This window comes from Martinezella sp. CNPSo 3795 (genome assembly GCF_057784475.1).
Genome location: NZ_JBXSOQ010000009.1, coordinates 53,006 through 68,422 on the forward strand (window position 1 = coordinate 53,006; position 15,417 = coordinate 68,422).

General features: G+C 59.4%; 14 protein-coding genes. 1 reads left to right on the forward strand and 13 read right to left on the reverse strand.

What is annotated here, in order from left to right; translation table 11 throughout:
* Window positions 1-140 precede the first annotated feature (140 nt).
* The 12 genes from lipA to AC13QY_RS22835 form a co-directional block, all read right to left on the reverse strand.
* A complete protein-coding gene (gene lipA, locus AC13QY_RS22780; RefSeq protein WP_113333730.1) occupies window positions 141-1,112 on the reverse strand; it encodes a lipoyl synthase in 972 nt (323 codons plus the stop codon).
* A gap of 36 nt (window positions 1,113-1,148) precedes the next feature.
* Entirely contained in the window at window positions 1,149-1,397 is a 249-nt protein-coding gene (locus AC13QY_RS22785; RefSeq protein ID WP_037201967.1) for a GlsB/YeaQ/YmgE family stress response membrane protein, read from the reverse strand.
* A 69-nt stretch (window positions 1,398-1,466) separates the two neighbouring features.
* Window positions 1,467-1,721, reverse strand: coding sequence for a GlsB/YeaQ/YmgE family stress response membrane protein (locus AC13QY_RS22790; protein ID WP_112340824.1), 255 nt, complete (start codon window positions 1,719-1,721; stop codon window positions 1,467-1,469).
* A 55-nt stretch (window positions 1,722-1,776) separates the two neighbouring features.
* Entirely contained in the window at window positions 1,777-3,222 is a 1,446-nt protein-coding gene (gene lpdA, locus AC13QY_RS22795; RefSeq protein ID WP_113352580.1) for a dihydrolipoyl dehydrogenase, read from the reverse strand.
* 52 nt (window positions 3,223-3,274) lie between these two features.
* Window positions 3,275-3,916, reverse strand: coding sequence for an SGNH/GDSL hydrolase family protein (locus AC13QY_RS22800; RefSeq protein WP_113352581.1), 642 nt, complete (start codon window positions 3,914-3,916; stop codon window positions 3,275-3,277).
* Window positions 3,917-3,940: 24 nt separating this feature from the next.
* Window positions 3,941-5,302: a pyruvate dehydrogenase complex dihydrolipoamide acetyltransferase gene (locus AC13QY_RS22805; RefSeq protein WP_113352582.1), complete on the reverse strand. Its 1,362-nt coding sequence runs from the start codon at window positions 5,300-5,302 to the stop codon at window positions 3,941-3,943.
* A 15-nt stretch (window positions 5,303-5,317) separates the two neighbouring features.
* Window positions 5,318-6,700, reverse strand: coding sequence for a pyruvate dehydrogenase complex E1 component subunit beta (locus AC13QY_RS22810; RefSeq protein WP_113333725.1), 1,383 nt, complete (start codon window positions 6,698-6,700; stop codon window positions 5,318-5,320).
* A 16-nt stretch (window positions 6,701-6,716) separates the two neighbouring features.
* On the reverse strand, window positions 6,717-7,760 hold the full coding sequence (pdhA, locus tag AC13QY_RS22815) for a pyruvate dehydrogenase (acetyl-transferring) E1 component subunit alpha (RefSeq protein WP_113333724.1): 1,044 nt from the start codon (window positions 7,758-7,760) through the stop codon (window positions 6,717-6,719).
* Window positions 7,761-7,917: 157 nt separating this feature from the next.
* Window positions 7,918-8,229 (reverse strand): FtsB family cell division protein, encoded by a 312-nt coding sequence (locus AC13QY_RS22820; protein WP_113333723.1) that lies wholly within the window; start codon window positions 8,227-8,229, stop codon window positions 7,918-7,920.
* Between the two features lie 218 nt (window positions 8,230-8,447).
* Window positions 8,448-9,722 carry a phosphopyruvate hydratase gene (gene eno, locus AC13QY_RS22825; protein WP_095434816.1) on the reverse strand — a complete coding sequence of 425 codons (1,275 nt, stop codon included), beginning with the start codon at window positions 9,720-9,722 and terminating at the stop codon, window positions 8,448-8,450.
* A gap of 148 nt (window positions 9,723-9,870) precedes the next feature.
* Window positions 9,871-10,710 (reverse strand): 3-deoxy-8-phosphooctulonate synthase, encoded by an 840-nt coding sequence (kdsA, locus tag AC13QY_RS22830; protein ID WP_113352583.1) that lies wholly within the window; start codon window positions 10,708-10,710, stop codon window positions 9,871-9,873.
* The gene (locus tag AC13QY_RS22835; RefSeq protein WP_152094203.1) at window positions 10,707-11,594 is read right to left on the reverse strand and encodes a VOC family protein; all 888 of its coding nucleotides are present in this window, start codon (window positions 11,592-11,594) and stop codon (window positions 10,707-10,709) included. Before AC13QY_RS22835 ends, kdsA begins: the two co-directional genes overlap by 4 nt.
* A 418-nt stretch (window positions 11,595-12,012) precedes the next feature.
* Here AC13QY_RS22835 and lexA point away from each other — a divergent pair, with 418 nt between their 5' ends.
* Window positions 12,013-12,735 (forward strand): transcriptional repressor LexA, encoded by a 723-nt coding sequence (lexA, locus tag AC13QY_RS22840; protein WP_112338327.1) that lies wholly within the window; start codon window positions 12,013-12,015, stop codon window positions 12,733-12,735.
* Here the strand turns inward: lexA and AC13QY_RS22845 are convergent.
* Window positions 12,716-15,193, reverse strand: coding sequence for a ComEC/Rec2 family competence protein (locus AC13QY_RS22845; RefSeq protein ID WP_488493945.1), 2,478 nt, complete (start codon window positions 15,191-15,193; stop codon window positions 12,716-12,718). The genes lexA and AC13QY_RS22845 overlap by 20 nt on opposite strands.
* Window positions 15,194-15,417 lie beyond the last annotated feature (224 nt).

Genomic DNA, 15,417 nt, shown 5'->3' on the forward strand with positions numbered 1-15,417 from the left:
CGAATCGAAAGCGCCGATACCGGTGACAAACGGCGGCGTGTTCCTTAGGCCGCGTCAATGACAAAGAGATGACAGCGCGAACAAAAACCGCAGCACAATCGCCGCGGTTCTTTCGAATCCCAAAATGAATCTTGTTCGGTTTATTCGGCAGCCAGCAGCAGCTTCTTTTCGCGGGCAGCACGAAGCCGCTCGAAATCGTCACCAGCATGATGGGACGAGCGCGTCAGCGGGCTGGAAGCGACCATCAGAAAGCCCTTGCTGTAGGCCACCGTCTCATAGGACTTGAACTCTTCCGGCGTGACGAAGCTCATGACCTGATGATGCTTGCGCGTCGGCTGCAGATACTGGCCGATGGTCAGGAAGTCAACGTCAGCGGTGCGCAGATCGTCCATCAGCTGCAGCACTTCATTCCGCTCCTCGCCGAGACCGACCATGATGCCGGACTTGGTGAACATGGTGGGGTCTAGTTCCTTGACCCGCTGCAGGAGGCGGACGGAGTGGAAGTAGCGCGCGCCGGGGCGAACCGTCAGGTAATTGCCGGGCACAGTTTCCAGATTGTGGTTGAAGACGTCCGGCTTGGCGGCGACGACGCGCTCCAAAGCGCCCGGCTTCTTCAAAAAGTCCGGCGTCAGGATCTCGATCGTGGTCGAGGGCGAAGCGGCGCGGATCGCCCAGATGACTTTCTCGAAGTGCTCGGCGCCGCCGTCTTCCAGATCGTCGCGGTCGACGGAGGTGATGACGACGTGGCTAAGGCCCATCTGCTTGACGGCCTTGGCGACGTTTTCCGGCTCGGCCATGTCGAGCGCGTTCGGTTTGCCGGTCGCGACGTTGCAGAAGGCACAGGCGCGTGTGCAGATCTCGCCCATGATCATGAAGGTGGCGTGCTTCTTATCCCAGCACTCGCCGATATTCGGGCAGCCGGCTTCCTCGCAGACCGTGACGAGCTTGTGCTCCTTCACGATCGAGCGGGTCTCGGCATAGCCCTTCGATGTCGGCGCCTTCACGCGGATCCAGTCCGGCTTGCGCATGACTTCCGTATCCGGCCGATGCGCCTTTTCCGGGTGTCGCACGCGCTTTGCGTCCGGGTTGATCGTGTCGAGAATAGTGACCATGGAACGTCTACTTTCCGCCGCTTGAAATGCGGCCCTTCATCGCCGAGCGAATTTGGCGAGGAATATCAGAATGCATGCACCGATGAAACCGGTGATGAAAAAGCCGAGACGGCCGCCGGGAACGCCGACATGCAGGGCCACCATTAGCGCTGCAGCCACGACCGAACCGGCAATGCCGAGGATGATGTTCAGGATGATGCCGTAACGCGCATCCATCAGCTTGCCCGCGAGCCAGCCCGCAAGACCGCCGATGATGATCAGACCCAGCCAACCTACGCTTTCCATCAAACCCTCGTTCGGGCGCCCTTCAGGACAGTTCCGTCGGGCATCGCCTTGCGTCTTAATGATGATGCTCTAGGCGATCAATCTCGCCAAGAGCACCACGATGATTGCGCCGACCGTGGCATGGATGATCTCCACCACAAGCGCATTTTCAATGCCGAGCGATATCCCGAAATAATGGAACAGGAAACCGCCCACGAAAGCGCCGATCACGCCGCTCACCAGACAACTGATGAGCCCGCCTCCTCCAACGATCAGGCTCGCGAGAAAACCCGCGACCAGGCCGATGAGAAGAAAGACGATCCAACCTTCCGTCGTGATAGACATGTTGATTTCCCTTCCTGTTTTCCACCCCTTGGATAAAGAGCATGGCAGGAAATTATCAAGCGTTCAGCACCCGGCCGTAGGCGTCCAGTACGGCTTCCTTCATCGTTTCCGAAACGGTCGGATGCGGGAAGATCGTGTGCATCAGCTCTTCTTCCGTCGTCTCCAGATTCATGGCGACGACGAAACCCTGGATAAGTTCGGTAACCTCGGCGCCGACCATGTGCGCACCCAGAAGTTCGCCGGTCTTCTTGTCGAAGATGACCTTGCAGAGGCCCTGATCCTCGCCGAGCGCGATCGCCTTGCCGTTGGCAACGAAGGAGAAGCGGCCGACGCGGATATCGCGGCCGAGTTCCTTGGCCTTGGCTTCGGTCAGGCCGACGGAGGCAACCTGCGGCTGGCAATAGGTGCAGCCCGGAACCTTGCCCTTGTCGGTCGGATGAACATTCGGCAGACCGGCGATCTTCTCGATGCAGACGACGCCCTCGTGCTCGGCCTTGTGGGCGAGCATCGGCGGGCCGGCAACGTCGCCGATGGCGTAAATGCCGGGGACATTAGTCTTGCCGTAGCCATCGATGACGACGCAGCCACGGTCGGTCTTCACGCCGAGCGCCTCGAGGCCGAGATTCTCGATGTTGCCCTGTACGCCAACCGCGGAGATCATCCGGTCAGCAATGATCTGCTGAACCTTGCCGTCTTCCGTCTCGACATGGGCGGTGATGCTGTTGGCCGCCTTATCGACCTTCGTGACCTTCGCCTTGGTGAAGATCTTCAGGCCGCGCTTTTCGAGCTGCTTGCGAGCGATGCCGGAGATTTCGGCATCTTCAACCGGCATGATCGTCGGCATGACTTCGACGACGGTAACGTCGACGCCCATGGAGCGATAGAAGCTCGCGAATTCGATGCCGATCGCGCCCGAGCCCATGACGAGCAGCGACTTGGGCAGGAAATCCGGCTTCAACGCTTCGAAATAGGTCCAGATCAGCTTGCCATCCGGCTCGATGCCGGGCAGTGCACGCGGACGGGCGCCGGTCGCGACGATGATGTGCTTGGCGGTGTAGGTGCCCTCGCCCTTGACGTTCTTCGGCACCGGATGCTGTGGCTCGACGACCGGCTTGGTCGACTTGCCGACAACGATTTCGCCGGGCTTGGTGATCTTGGCTTCGCCCCAGATCACATCGACCTTGTTCTTCTTCATGAGGAAACCGACGCCTTGATTGAGGCGAGCGGAGACGCCGCGCGAGCGGGCAACCACGGCCTTCACATCAGCGCTCACCTTGCCTTCGAGAACGAGGCCGTAATCCTTCAGATGGTTGGAATGATCGAGAATTTCAGCCGAACGGAGCAGCGCCTTCGTGGGAATGCAGCCCCAGTTGAGGCAGATGCCGCCCAGGTGCTCGCGCTCGACGATCGCGGTCTTCAGGCCAAGCTGACCGGCGCGCACGGCGGCGACATAACCGCCCGGGCCGGAGCCGATGATAATGACGTCGTAATTCTCAGCCATGTGTTTCCTGCCTTATTGGTGGCGGCGGATCGAAGCCGGCGCCTTGAATCTATCAGAGACCGAGCATCATCCGCACGATCGGCTCGAGGCCGCGACCGAGCGCCCGGGTGTTTTCCGCATCGAGATGAACGCCATCGAGCGGCGTGGTGACGGCAACCGTATTGGCATCGAAAAAGCCGCAACCCAGTTCATCTGCCAGGTCGCTATAGAGCGTCGGCAGCTTGCTCGATTCCTTGACCGCGCCGAGAAAGCTTGCCGCAAAAGCGGCATTGGCTGTCTCGGTGATTGCCGGCGGGGCGACGATGAGGATATCGGGCACCTCGTAGTCGAACCCCCAGGCGTGATTGCGCACCAGTTGGACCAAGCGGCTGATGCCCTGCAGAGCGGCAAAGGCCGAACCGGCGACGACCGGCTTCATGTCGTTGGTGCCGAGCATGATGATGACGAGATCCAGCGGATTGTGAGACTGCAGGATCGTCGGCAGGATTCTCGCGCCGTTGCGGTCGCAATCGGCGAGATGATCGTCGAACGCGGTCGTGCGGCCGTTCAATCCTTCTGGGATCACGCGCACTTGGTTGCCGAGCGCCTTTTGCAAGACACTCGGCCACCGATCTTCATAGGCATGACGGCCGACCGTTTCGGCACTGTAGCCCCATGTCAGCGAGTCGCCGTAACACAGAACAGTCTTGGTCATTCATGCCCTCCGTGTTGCCAAAGCTCAGACGAGCATCCCCATCGGATTTTCGATGTAGCCCTTGAAGGCTGCCAGGAGCTCGGCGCCGAGCGCACCGTCGACGGCGCGGTGGTCGGTCGACAGCGTGACGGTCATCACGTTGGCAATTACCATTTCGCCCTTCTTGACGATGACGCGCTGCTCGCCCGCGCCGACGGCCAGGATGGTTGCATGCGGCGGGTTGACGACGGCGGCGAAGTTCTTGACGCCCATCATTCCCATGTTCGACACCGCAGTCGTACCGCCCTGATACTCCTCGGGCTTGAGCTTGCGCTCCTTGGCGCGCTTGCCGTAGTCCTTCATCTCGTTCGAGATGGTGGAGAGCGTCTTCTGCTCGGCGCTGCGAATGATCGGCGTGATCAGGCCGCCCGGAATCGAGACGGCAACGCCGACATCGGCATGCTTGTGCTTGACCATGGCGCTGTCGGTCCAGGAGACGTTGGCATCCGGAACGTCGCGCAGTGCCAGCGCCAGTGCCTTAATGACCATGTCGTTGACCGAGAGCTTGTAGGCCGGCACGCCGTCCTTCGACTTCGGAGCGGAATCATTGAGCTGCGTACGGAGCGCCAACAGCGCATCGAGTTCGCAATCGACCGAGACATAGAAGTGCGGGATCGTCTGCTTGGATTCCTGCAGGCGCTTGGCGATGGTCTTGCGCATGCCGTCATGCGGCACGAGCTCGTAGGAACCCTGCTCGAACAGCTTGAGGACGGCGTCGTCGGACATGCCCTTCGGCGCTGCCGGAGCAGCAGCGGCAGCCGGCTGAGCAGCCGGTGCTGCTGCAGGCGCAGCTTTGGCCGTGCCGCCGGAAACCGCAGCTTCGATGTCCTTCTTCACCACGCGGCCATGCGGGCCGGTGCCGGAAACGGCCGCCACATCGATGCCGGCTTCCTTGGCAAGACGGCGAGCGAGCGGCGAAGCGAAGGTGCGATGACCGTCGTTCGCTGCCGGAGCCGATGCAACGGGAGCCGGAGCGGGTGCGGCAGGAGCAGAAGCGCTTGCCGGAGCCGGGGCCGCAGCAGGTGCTGCTTCCGCCTTCGGAGCTTCCTTCGCGGCCGGAGCAGCAGCGGCACCAGCGCCGGACGCTGCAGCAGCGACATCTTCGCCATCGGCGGCAAGCACAGCGATCAGGGCGTTTACCTTCACGCCTTCGGTGCCGGCAGGAACGACGATCTTGGCGACGGTGCCCTCATCGACAGCCTCGACTTCCATCGTTGCCTTGTCAGTCTCGATCTCGGCGATGACATCGCCGGACTTGATCTTGTCGCCTTCCTTGACCAGCCACTTGGCGAGGTTGCCCTCTTCCATGGTCGGCGAGAGGGCAGGCATGGTGATGTTGATAGGCATCGATGAGCCCTCCCCTTATTTGTAGCAAACGGCCTTCACCGCATCGACCACTTCGGCGACGCTCGGAAGCGCCAGCTTTTCGAGGTTGGCGGCGTATGGCATGGGTACGTCCTTGCCAGCGATCGTCAGGATCGGCGCATCGAGATAATCGAAAGCCTGCTGCATGACGCGGGTGGCGATTTCCGTGCCGACGGAGGACTGCGGATAGCCTTCCTCGACGGTGACCAGGCGGCCGGTCTTCTTGACCGATTCGATGATCGTCGGAAGATCCATCGGGCGTATGGTGCGCAGATCGATGAGTTCGACATCGATGCCCTGGGCTTCCAGCTCGGCGACGGCCTTGGTGGCATAGGTCATGCCGATGCCGAAGGAGACGACGGTAACATCCTTGCCCGGACGGTGGATGCGGGCCTTGCCGATCGGCAGTACGAAATTATCCAGCTTCGGCACATCGAAATGCTGACCGTAGAGAATTTCGTTTTCAAGGAAGATGACCGGGTTCGGATCGCGGATGGCAGCCTTGAGCAGGCCTTTGGCGTCGGCTGCCGTGTAGGGCATGACGACCTTAAGGCCCGGAATGTGGCTATACCAAGCGGCATAATCCTGGCTGTGCTGAGCGCCGACGCGGGCAGCAGCACCGTTCGGACCGCGGAAGACGATCGGGGCGCCCATCTGGCCACCGGACATGTAGAGCGTCTTGGCGGCGGAGTTGATGATCTGGTCGATCGCCTGCATGGCGAAGTTGAAGGTCATGAACTCGACGATCGGGCGGAGGCCGGCCATCGCAGCACCGACACCGATACCGGCAAAGCCGTGCTCGGTGATCGGGGTGTCGATCACACGGCGTGCGCCGAATTCCTGAAGCAGACCCTGGGTCACCTTGTAGGCGCCCTGATATTCGGCGACTTCTTCACCCATGACGAAGACGTCCGGGTTGGCGCGCATTTCTTCGGCCATGGCATCGCGCAGCGCTTCACGCACCGTCATCGACACCATTTCGGTGCCGGCCGGAATTTCCGGGTCAGCAGGAGCAGCGGTCTTCGGCTGAGCCGGAACCGGTGCAGCAGGTGCCGGAGCAGCAGCGGCAGGCGCCTCGGTCTTTGCCGGTTCGGCGGCAGGTGCAGCCTTGGCGGACGAAATGGCGTCAGCGGATTCGCCGTCCTGCAAGAGGATGGCGATCTTGGTGTTGACCTTGACGCCTTCGGTGCCGGCGTCGATCAGCAGCTTGCCGATCGTGCCTTCGTCGACGGCTTCCACTTCCATGGTGGCCTTGTCGGTTTCGATTTCGGCAATGACGTCACCGGAAACGACCTTATCGCCTTCCTTCTTGAGCCATTTCGAAAGGGTACCCTCTTCCATCGTCGGAGAAAGGGCGGGCATGAGAATGTCGATGGGCATAGTGTCCCTCCCCGATTTAGAGCAGAATGTCGGTGTAGAGCTCGGATGCATCCGGCTCTGGATCGTTCTGGGCGAAATCGGCGCTGTCGGCGACGATGTCGCGGACATCCTTGTCGATATCCTTCAGATCGTCTTCGGTTGCCCAGCCCTTTTCGAGCAGGCGGATACGGACCTGCTCGATCGGGTCGTGCTCGGAGCGCATTTTCTGCACTTCATCCTTGGAACGGTACTTCGCCGGGTCGGACATGGAGTGACCGCGGTAGCGGTAGGTCAGCATTTCCAGAATGATCGGGCCCTTGCCGGAGCGGCAATGCGCAACGGCTTCGTCAGCCGCAGCCTTGACGGCGCGAACATCCATGCCGTCGACCTGGATGCCGGGAATGCCAAAGGACGCACCGCGCTTGGAGAAATCGGCCTGCGCGGTGGCGCGAGCCGTCGAGGTGCCCATGGCGTAGCGGTTGTTTTCGATCACGAAGATCACGGGCAGCTTCCAGAGCTGCGCCATGTTGAAGCTTTCGTAGACCTGGCCCTGGTTGGCGGCGCCGTCACCGAAATAGGCGACGCTGACATTGTCATTGCCGCGGTACCAATTGGCAAAGCCGAGACCGGTGCCAAGCGAAACCTGGGCGCCGACGATGCCGTGGCCGCCGTAGAAATTCTTTTCCTTGGAGAACATGTGCATGGAGCCGCCCTTCCCTCGGGAATAGCCGCCCTGGCGTCCGGTGAGCTCGGCCATGACGCCACGGGCGCTCATGCCGGTCGCCAGCATATGGCCGTGGTCGCGATAGCCGGTGATGACCTGATCGCCATCCTTCAGCGCCATCTGCATGCCGACGACGACAGCTTCCTGGCCGATGTAAAGGTGACAGAAGCCGCCGATGAAGCCCATGCCGTAAAGCTGGCCGGCCTTCTCTTCAAAGCGGCGGATCAGGAGCATCTCACGATAAGCCTTGAGCTCCGCATCACGATCGAAATCTGCGATCGGGCCGCCATTGGTTTCCTTGGCAGGCCTTGATGCTGTCTTACGGCTGGAAACGGTCGCGTTTTTTCGCGGCGCCATTCAACCCTCCCTGTGTGAGTAGCCTCGTTTTATGGTGAGGCGTAACATAGGGAAGATTGCCCGCCACAGCAATGCTATAATTGCATGGCTCATATTCTTCGCAAGTCATTGATATAACTTACAAAAACGCGATTAACCGAAATTCGGTTAATTATGGCTATTTGTTGAAGATGACGATCTCGTTCGCTTTGGAATAGGTCAACTGATAGCGTGCATACTGATCGAGCATATCCTTATCCAGAGAGCCGTCACTCAACAGCGCGACCTCCTTTTCAAGGTGTTCGCGTTTGGCGACGAGATCAGCCAATTCCTTGGCGCGGTCGAGGCGACGCTGCTCGAAAACTTCGGTCGCCTTCAGGCCGTAATCACCATGAATGCAATGATAACCGAAGTAGCTCACGAAAGCGATGGTGATGGCGGGAAGGATGAGACGGCCGAACCTTCTCTTCTTATGATACTTTGTCCACATACTCGCTCGTCACGCTCTGGCTTTACGCGATCTCCCCAAAGCCAATGCGCTTCGAACAAGATCACATCAAATCAAACACCTAGAACTAATTTAACCCGCAGAGATTAACCGTCCGTTGACTCTAACAGTCGGGACCAACAAAAAACCGCGCCCGAAGGCGCGGTTCAATCCAAGTAATAATTTTGCCGTGGATCCGGATGGATCCGACAGGTCAGATATCAGCCACGAAGGATGGAGCGGCCGGCATATTTTGCCTGTGGGCCGAGCGCTTCCTCGATGCGGATGAGCTGGTTGTACTTGGCAAGACGGTCGGAACGCGACAGCGAGCCGGTCTTGATCTGGCCGCAGTTGGTGGCAACGGCGAGATCGGCGATCGTGGAATCTTCCGTTTCGCCCGAGCGGTGCGACATGACGGCGGTGTAGTTGGCCTTGTGTGCGGTTTCGACGGCGTCGAGAGTTTCGGTCAGCGAGCCGATCTGGTTGACCTTGACGAGGATCGAGTTGGCAACGCCCATGCGGATACCGTCGCGCAGGCGAGCGGAGTTGGTGACGAACAGGTCGTCGCCGACGAGCTGGGTCTTCTTGCCGATCAGGTCAGTCAGGGTCTTCCAGCCTTCCCAGTCGTCTTCAGCCATGCCGTCTTCGATCGAAACAATCGGGTACTTGGCTGCGAGTTCTGCGAGGTATTCAGCCATGGCGCCGGATTCCAGCGTGCGGCCTTCGCCTTCGAGAACGTACTTGCCGTCCTTGAAGAATTCGGTCGAGGCGCAATCAAGGCCGAGAGCGATTTCGTCGCCCGGCTTGTAGCCGGCCTTTTCGATTGATTTCATGATGAAGTCGAGAGCTGCCGGCGCGCTGGAAAGGCCGGGTGCGAAACCGCCTTCGTCACCGACGTTGGTGTTATGGCCCTGCGATGCCAGTTCCTTCTTAAGCACATGGAAAACTTCCGAACCCATGCGGACAGCTTCGCGGATCGAGTCAGCGCCGATCGGCAGGATCATGAATTCCTGGAAGTCGATCGGGTTATCGGCATGGGCGCCGCCGTTGATGATGTTCATCATCGGAACCGGCAGCAGGCGGGCATGAGCGCCGCCGACATAGCGGTAGAGCGGCAGGTTGGCGCTCTGGGCAGCAGCCTTGGCGACGGCCAGCGAGACGCCGAGGATAGCGTTTGCACCAAGGCGCGACTTGTTCGGCGTGCCGTCAAGCTCGATCATGATGTTGTCGAGCTGGATCTGGTTTTCGGCGTCCATGCCGCCGATGGCGTCGAAGATTTCCGAATTGACGGCTTCGACGGCCTTCTCGACACCCTTGCCATGGTAGCGCTTGCCGCCGTCGCGAAGCTCGACGGCTTCATGCGCGCCGGTCGATGCGCCCGACGGAACCGCCGCGCGGCCCAAGCTGCCATCTTCGAGGTAGACATCGACTTCGACAGTCGGATTGCCACGGCTGTCGAGTATCTCGCGGGCGATAATGTCGGTGATTGCGGTCATGATAGCTTCCTGCTCGCTGGTTTATAAATCGATTTAAATCGTCTTAATCGAAGGCGCGGAAATTACAATGGCGATCCGCGCCGCGATTTGGCACTCCTGCAGGCCCGTAACGTAAATTCATGTCAGCCTGTTGAATGCCGGCTACGTTTCAAGCCTTGGCGATGGCGTCGAAGGCCAGCAGCTTCTCCAGAAGCCGTGGCATATCCTTCAAATAGACCATGTTTGGGCCGTCGGACGGTGCATTGTCGGGATCCTCATGCGTCTCCACGAAGAGACCGGCAACGCCGACAGCGACGGCCGCGCGCGCCAGCGTCTCGACGAAGCGGCGGTCGCCGCCGGTCGAGCCGCCCTGCCCGCCAGGCTGCTGCACGGAATGGGTCGCATCGAAGATGACGGGCGCGCCCATCGCCGCCATGATCGGCAGCGAGCGCATATCCGAGACCAGCGTGTTGTAGCCGAAGGAGGCACCGCGCTCGCAGAGAAGAATATTCGGGTTGCCGCTGTCGTTCAGCTTGGCAAGCACGTTCTTCATGTCCCACGGCGCCAAGAACTGGCCTTTCTTGACGTTGACCACGCGGCCGGTCTTGGCGGCTGCAACCAAAAGATCGGTCTGGCGCGACAGAAAAGCAGGGATCTGCAGGATATCGACCGTCTTGGAAACGATGGCGCACTGCTCTTCCGTATGGATATCGGTCAGAACCGGAAAGCCATATTCCTTCTTCAGGTCTTCAAAGACTTCCAGCGCCTTTTCCAGGCCGATGCCACGCTTGCCTGACAGCGATGTGCGGTTCGCCTTGTCGAAGGAGGACTTGTAGACAAGGCCGATGCCCAGCTTGCCGCAGAGTTCCTTCAGGACGCCGGCAACCATGAACGCATGGTCGCGGCTTTCCATCTGGCAGGGGCCGGCAATCAGCGACAGCTTTGCAGTATTGGAAAAGAGGACCTTGGAGGCACCCTCGCCGACGGTGACTTCCGAATTCGTGCTCATATTATCTCCTCAAAGGCGAACAATGCGCCCTGACCGGGTGCCAACCTCGCCAATAGACGATTGTTCTTACGCGTATAGGTGACGCCGTTAGCAGTGAAATGCGACGATGTCACGGAAAGATCGCGCGTTTTGAAAAGGATTGCACGTGCTCTGAGCCCCGGATCATTCGTGCGAACAGGTAGATCATAGAATGCCTCCATTCCTTCCGGCGTCAAAATCTCCAGATCGGCATTGGCAGCCTTGATCGTCAGGCCAAAGGAATGCTCCATAATGCGCGGGCCACCGACAAGCTCCTCGAAGAAGCCGCGATAGGCCGCCGGCTTCGGCGCGCAAAGCGCTACCCGCGCGATACCAGTCACGCCGTTTTCGTGACGCTCGAGCACGCTGCGGTCAGCCGGCAGCGGATTGATGCGCTGACAGCAGAAAGCGAGAAAATCCGGCGCGCGCAGATCGGCGGCGAAGGCAAGACGAAAGCCGGCCGTGGTTTCCGTCCCATCCGGCATCTTCATGGGACGGGAGAAATCCAGCATCTGCCCCGCAGAAATCGCAGCTGCTTTGAAGCGCTCGTCATCCGCCACCGCATCATCCGTACCGAATACCACGGCCGAAAAGCCATTTTCGCCGACCCGGAAGCGATAAGCCTGGTCACGAGCAACGAAAACGTTGCCATCTAAGATGCTCTTTTCGCACTGCTCCGTCGATGCCACGCCCAGAGGCTCTAAATAGGTTTTATCGGCAAGAAAGACGCAGGCATTCTGTGTGCCAAAGGGATGGCGCGCATCCGGAGCCACCGTAAAGCCGAGCTTGCCGAGGCGCTCGCGCGCCAAGGCGATGTCGACGGTTGGCAGCACGAGGTGATCCAGCGGATGCGGAGACGAAATCATGGCTTCTCCTGTTTGCTTGCCGAAGCAGATTTGCGCCCATCGCCCGCGCAATTCAAGATGGAAGCATGAACACCCGGAGTACACGACATGGATCGAAGGCAATCTCGCAAACGTGATTGCTGATTCTCTGCCATGGCCGGCTCATGCAGCCGCGCGGCACGTTCATCCAAATGCTCGGCACACGGGCTGAACGACAAAGTCGCGGAAGCGAGTAGAACGACATTTTTCTTATTTTTCTGGAAGTTAACGTAGATATAGCGCGCCGATGTTCCGAGCCGGTCCATTCGTAAATCGTAATTATTTAACTGACCCTACAAGGCTTTACCGAAATTTAAGCACTTGCGGAACACATATGGAACATATAGTGTCCGTTCTGGATTTGTTTCACAGCTTTTCTTGATTCTGGGGTTCCAAGACGATGTTGACGCGCAAGCAGCAGGAACTGCTTCTCTTCATTCACGAACGCATGAAGGAATCCGGTGTTCCGCCATCTTTCGACGAGATGAAGGATGCACTGGATCTGGCATCGAAATCCGGTATTCATCGCCTGATCACGGCGCTGGAGGAGCGGGGCTTCATCCGCCGGCTGCCGAACCGGGCCAGAGCGCTCGAAGTCATCAAGCTTCCCGACGCCTATAATCCCAGCCTGCAGCAGCGCCGCGGCTTTTCGCCGAGCGTTATCGAGGGCAGCCTTGGCAAGCCGCAGCCCGTTGCCCCGCCCGCTCCGTCGAAGGTGGCAAATGACGATCACAATGGCTCGGCGTCGGTGCCCGTAATGGGCCGGATCGCTGCCGGTGTTCCGATCTCGGCCATCCAGAACAATACGCACGACATCACTGTTCCCGCCGACATGCTCGGCTCCGGTGAACATTATGCGCTTGAAGTTCGTGGGGATTCGATGATCGATGCCGGCATCTTCGACGGCGATACGGTCATCATCCGCAATTCGACGACGGCCAATCCAGGCGATATCGTCGTTGCACTCGTCGATGACGAAGAGGCGACACTGAAGCGCTTCCGTCGCAAGGGTGCTTCCATCGCGCTTGAGGCCGCAAACCCGGCATACGAAACCCGCATCTTCGGACCGGATCGCGTGAAGGTCCAAGGCAAGCTCGTTGGCCTTATTCGTCGCTATCACTGAACGGTGAATTGTCGATGGCGGGTGACGTGGGCGCAATTGGCGCGTCGAATTTGCCGGTGCGCCAATCATAGGTTCGATGCCTGGTCCAGGGACGCTGCGGGTTCTCGAATGCGGTTGAGAGGATGGGCTTGTCTCCGGTGAGCACCATTTCGATGGAGCCTGTTTTGCGCAATGTCGCACCGGTTATGAGCATCGCTCCGGAACGGCAATGGTCGAGCCGTAGCCGGATTGGCGTCACGATAATGTTCCCCGTGTCGCAAGCCGCAGGCAGGTAGGCCGCGTTTTCGATAGTGACCAATATCGCGCCGTTTTCAAGCATGGCCGCGCACCATGCTCCTTTCTGGCAGGCAAAACTGCCCTGCATGGTACGGTCCAAGGCCTCCTCCATTGCCGTGCGGACCGCCTTCTGTTCTTCACTGTTCAATCGCTTATAACGATCTGCCTTGCCGATTTGTGGAAGTCGGCTGTCAGCCGGGAGCATGGTCGGAGGCTGATGGTCCGTCGCAACCAGTGCCTTTTGCCATTGTTCGAAAATGAAGGCCTGCGGTTTCTCGCGATTGGTCGCGAGTATATCGTCCTGGCGCAACGCGACCAGGACGCCATCTTCGGAGATCATCAGGTCGGGTTTCGGTACGCCAGATCCGAATGCCGCCAAGCCCATGGACAAGAGCGATAATAGCAGGCCCAGATGGCGAAGCCGGGTTCGCAATATGCTCATGATCAGGAAGCCGATAATGAATGTGGGCATCAGCCAGGCCGGCTGGCGACCGAAGGTAATGTCACCTCCCCAACCAGCTACGGTTCTTGCGATCATGATAACGAGTTCCAGTCCCTCTCCGGTGACTTTCCAGAAAGGCCCGTCGAGACCGAGCGGCATGAGCAGCATCGCCATCATCCCGAACGGCATAACGATGAAAGAAACGACGGGCATTGCCGCAAGGTTGGCGGCGAGCCCATATGTCGCCAACCGGTGAAAATGCTCGATCGAGAAGATAGCGGTCGATGCGCCACCGATGAACGAGGTCGACGTCACGCCTGCGAAGAAACGTGTGACGAACAATAGCGGACTTAGTACACGAAGGCGCGGCAGGATGTTTTCACGATGCCGCCGCCGTTTCCAGAGCGAATAGCCCGACACCAGCGCCAGCGTTGCGGCATAGGACATCTGGAAGCTCGGGCCGAGCACTTGCGACGGCGACAGTACAAGAATGACAATGGCAGAAAGTGCGACGTTGCGCAGACTGATGGATGGTCGATCAAAAAGCACGGCCACGAGCATGATCGCCATCATGATGAAGGCACGCTCGGCGGATACACCGAAGCCGGAGATGAGATAATAGGCCGTTACAGTGAGAAGCGCGCCGAGGGCTGCGAACTTCTTGGTCGGCCAAGCCTGCGCGACACCGGGAAACAGGCTGAACAAGTAGCGTAGGCCGATGTAGAAAATGCCGGCCGACAACGCCATGTTCAGACCGGAAATTGCAATGATATGGGTCAGGCCGGCAATTCTCAGCGCTTCCGTCGTATCCTTGGAGATTGCGCGTCTCTCATCGGTGACAAGGGCGGCGGCAAAGGCGCCGGTATCTCCCGGCAAGGTTTGCCTGATCCGGTCACCTATGCTGTTGCGCAGGCCAGCGAGCCAGATATCGGCCGCATCCAATAACGAGCCGGCAGCATTGTCACCGGACGGCGACAGCAATTCCGGGGTTCCGTAGGCAAAGCCGTTCGCACCGATACCGTTGAAATAAGAACTGAAGGCGAAATCATTGAGACCGGTCAACGCTGGTCCTGCCGGAGGAGTCAGGCGCGCCCTACCCCGGACCCGATCACCCAAATCGAACGGCTCCGCCTGCTTGCGCACGAAAATCGTGACCCGTTGGGGCGCACGGCGAATAGAAGGCTTTTCCGTTGCCTCGACGCGAACGACATAGCGCCAGCGTCCATTGTCATAGGATTCCCGTCGTTCGATCTGACCGGTCACGGTCGTGGTCACGGCCGAATCGAGCATGACGGTAGAAACCCGCCAGCTCTCGCATTGCGCCAGCGCCATGCCCAGGCAAAGGAGCATGCCTGCAAAAAGCAGATGGCGAAACAGCCTGCCTGCTTCCCGCATGAGCGCAAAGCCACAGGTAAAGACCAACAGGCCTGCAAGAACAGCCTGTGGAGGCGGATCGCTGCCAGCCTTGAACCAGAAAATTGCACCAAGGCCCATATAGATCGGCGCAAGCAGGATCGCGCGACCATGGGCCGCCTCCTCTTCGATCAATCTGAAGGTGCCAAGCCGAATGCGGCTTGATATCCGCAGCAGCCGGGATGTCAGCCGCGTCTGGTCCTGCGTCCGTTCCCGTCGCTGCACTTCGGCGGGCAAGATATTCGTGGCAACAACAGGGCGAGGCTGCGAGAGCGCAGCAACGTCCCCACCCTCTTTCCGCTGCTCGGATGCCTCCAAATTAGGCACTCGCCGCCGTCCTCACGCAAAACTACAGCTTTCACGCGATTTTTGCCGTCAGCAGGCGGTGAATTCAACCAAAATCGACGCAAGCAGGGCTCAATTGGGCCGGTTTCGCCGCCTAGCATAATTAAAGGCGCTTCTGCAGTGCCCAAAAGTTGATACTGCATCGCACAATTCAGCGTTAGGATAACTTGGCATTAGGCTCGGGATCATATAGCTAGTCGGTAGTC

Excerpts from the sequence above, each read along its gene's own strand:
- AC13QY_RS22790 (WP_112340824.1), bottom strand. The coding sequence starts at position 1,721 with ATGTCTATCACGACGGAAGGTTGGATCGTCTTTCTTCTCATCGGCCTG.
- AC13QY_RS22810 (WP_113333725.1), bottom strand. The coding sequence starts at position 6,700 with ATGCCCATCGACATTCTCATGCCCGCCCTTTCTCCGACGATGGAAGAG.
- AC13QY_RS22800 (WP_113352581.1), bottom strand. The coding sequence starts at position 3,916 with ATGACCAAGACTGTTCTGTGTTACGGCGACTCGCTGACATGGGGCTAC.
- AC13QY_RS22835 (WP_152094203.1), bottom strand. The coding sequence starts at position 11,594 with ATGATTTCGTCTCCGCATCCGCTGGATCACCTCGTGCTGCCAACCGTC.
- lexA (WP_112338327.1), top strand. The coding sequence starts at position 12,013 with ATGTTGACGCGCAAGCAGCAGGAACTGCTTCTCTTCATTCACGAACGC.
- lipA (WP_113333730.1), bottom strand. The coding sequence starts at position 1,112 with ATGGTCACTATTCTCGACACGATCAACCCGGACGCAAAGCGCGTGCGA.
- kdsA (WP_113352583.1), bottom strand. The coding sequence starts at position 10,710 with ATGAGCACGAATTCGGAAGTCACCGTCGGCGAGGGTGCCTCCAAGGTC.
- AC13QY_RS22805 (WP_113352582.1), bottom strand. The coding sequence starts at position 5,302 with ATGCCTATCAACATCACCATGCCTGCCCTCTCGCCGACCATGGAAGAG.
- eno (WP_095434816.1), bottom strand. The coding sequence starts at position 9,722 with ATGACCGCAATCACCGACATTATCGCCCGCGAGATACTCGACAGCCGT.
- pdhA (WP_113333724.1), bottom strand. The coding sequence starts at position 7,760 with ATGGCGCCGCGAAAAAACGCGACCGTTTCCAGCCGTAAGACAGCATCA.
- AC13QY_RS22820 (WP_113333723.1), bottom strand. The coding sequence starts at position 8,229 with ATGTGGACAAAGTATCATAAGAAGAGAAGGTTCGGCCGTCTCATCCTT.
- AC13QY_RS22785 (WP_037201967.1), bottom strand. The coding sequence starts at position 1,397 with ATGGAAAGCGTAGGTTGGCTGGGTCTGATCATCATCGGCGGTCTTGCG.
- lpdA (WP_113352580.1), bottom strand. The coding sequence starts at position 3,222 with ATGGCTGAGAATTACGACGTCATTATCATCGGCTCCGGCCCGGGCGGT.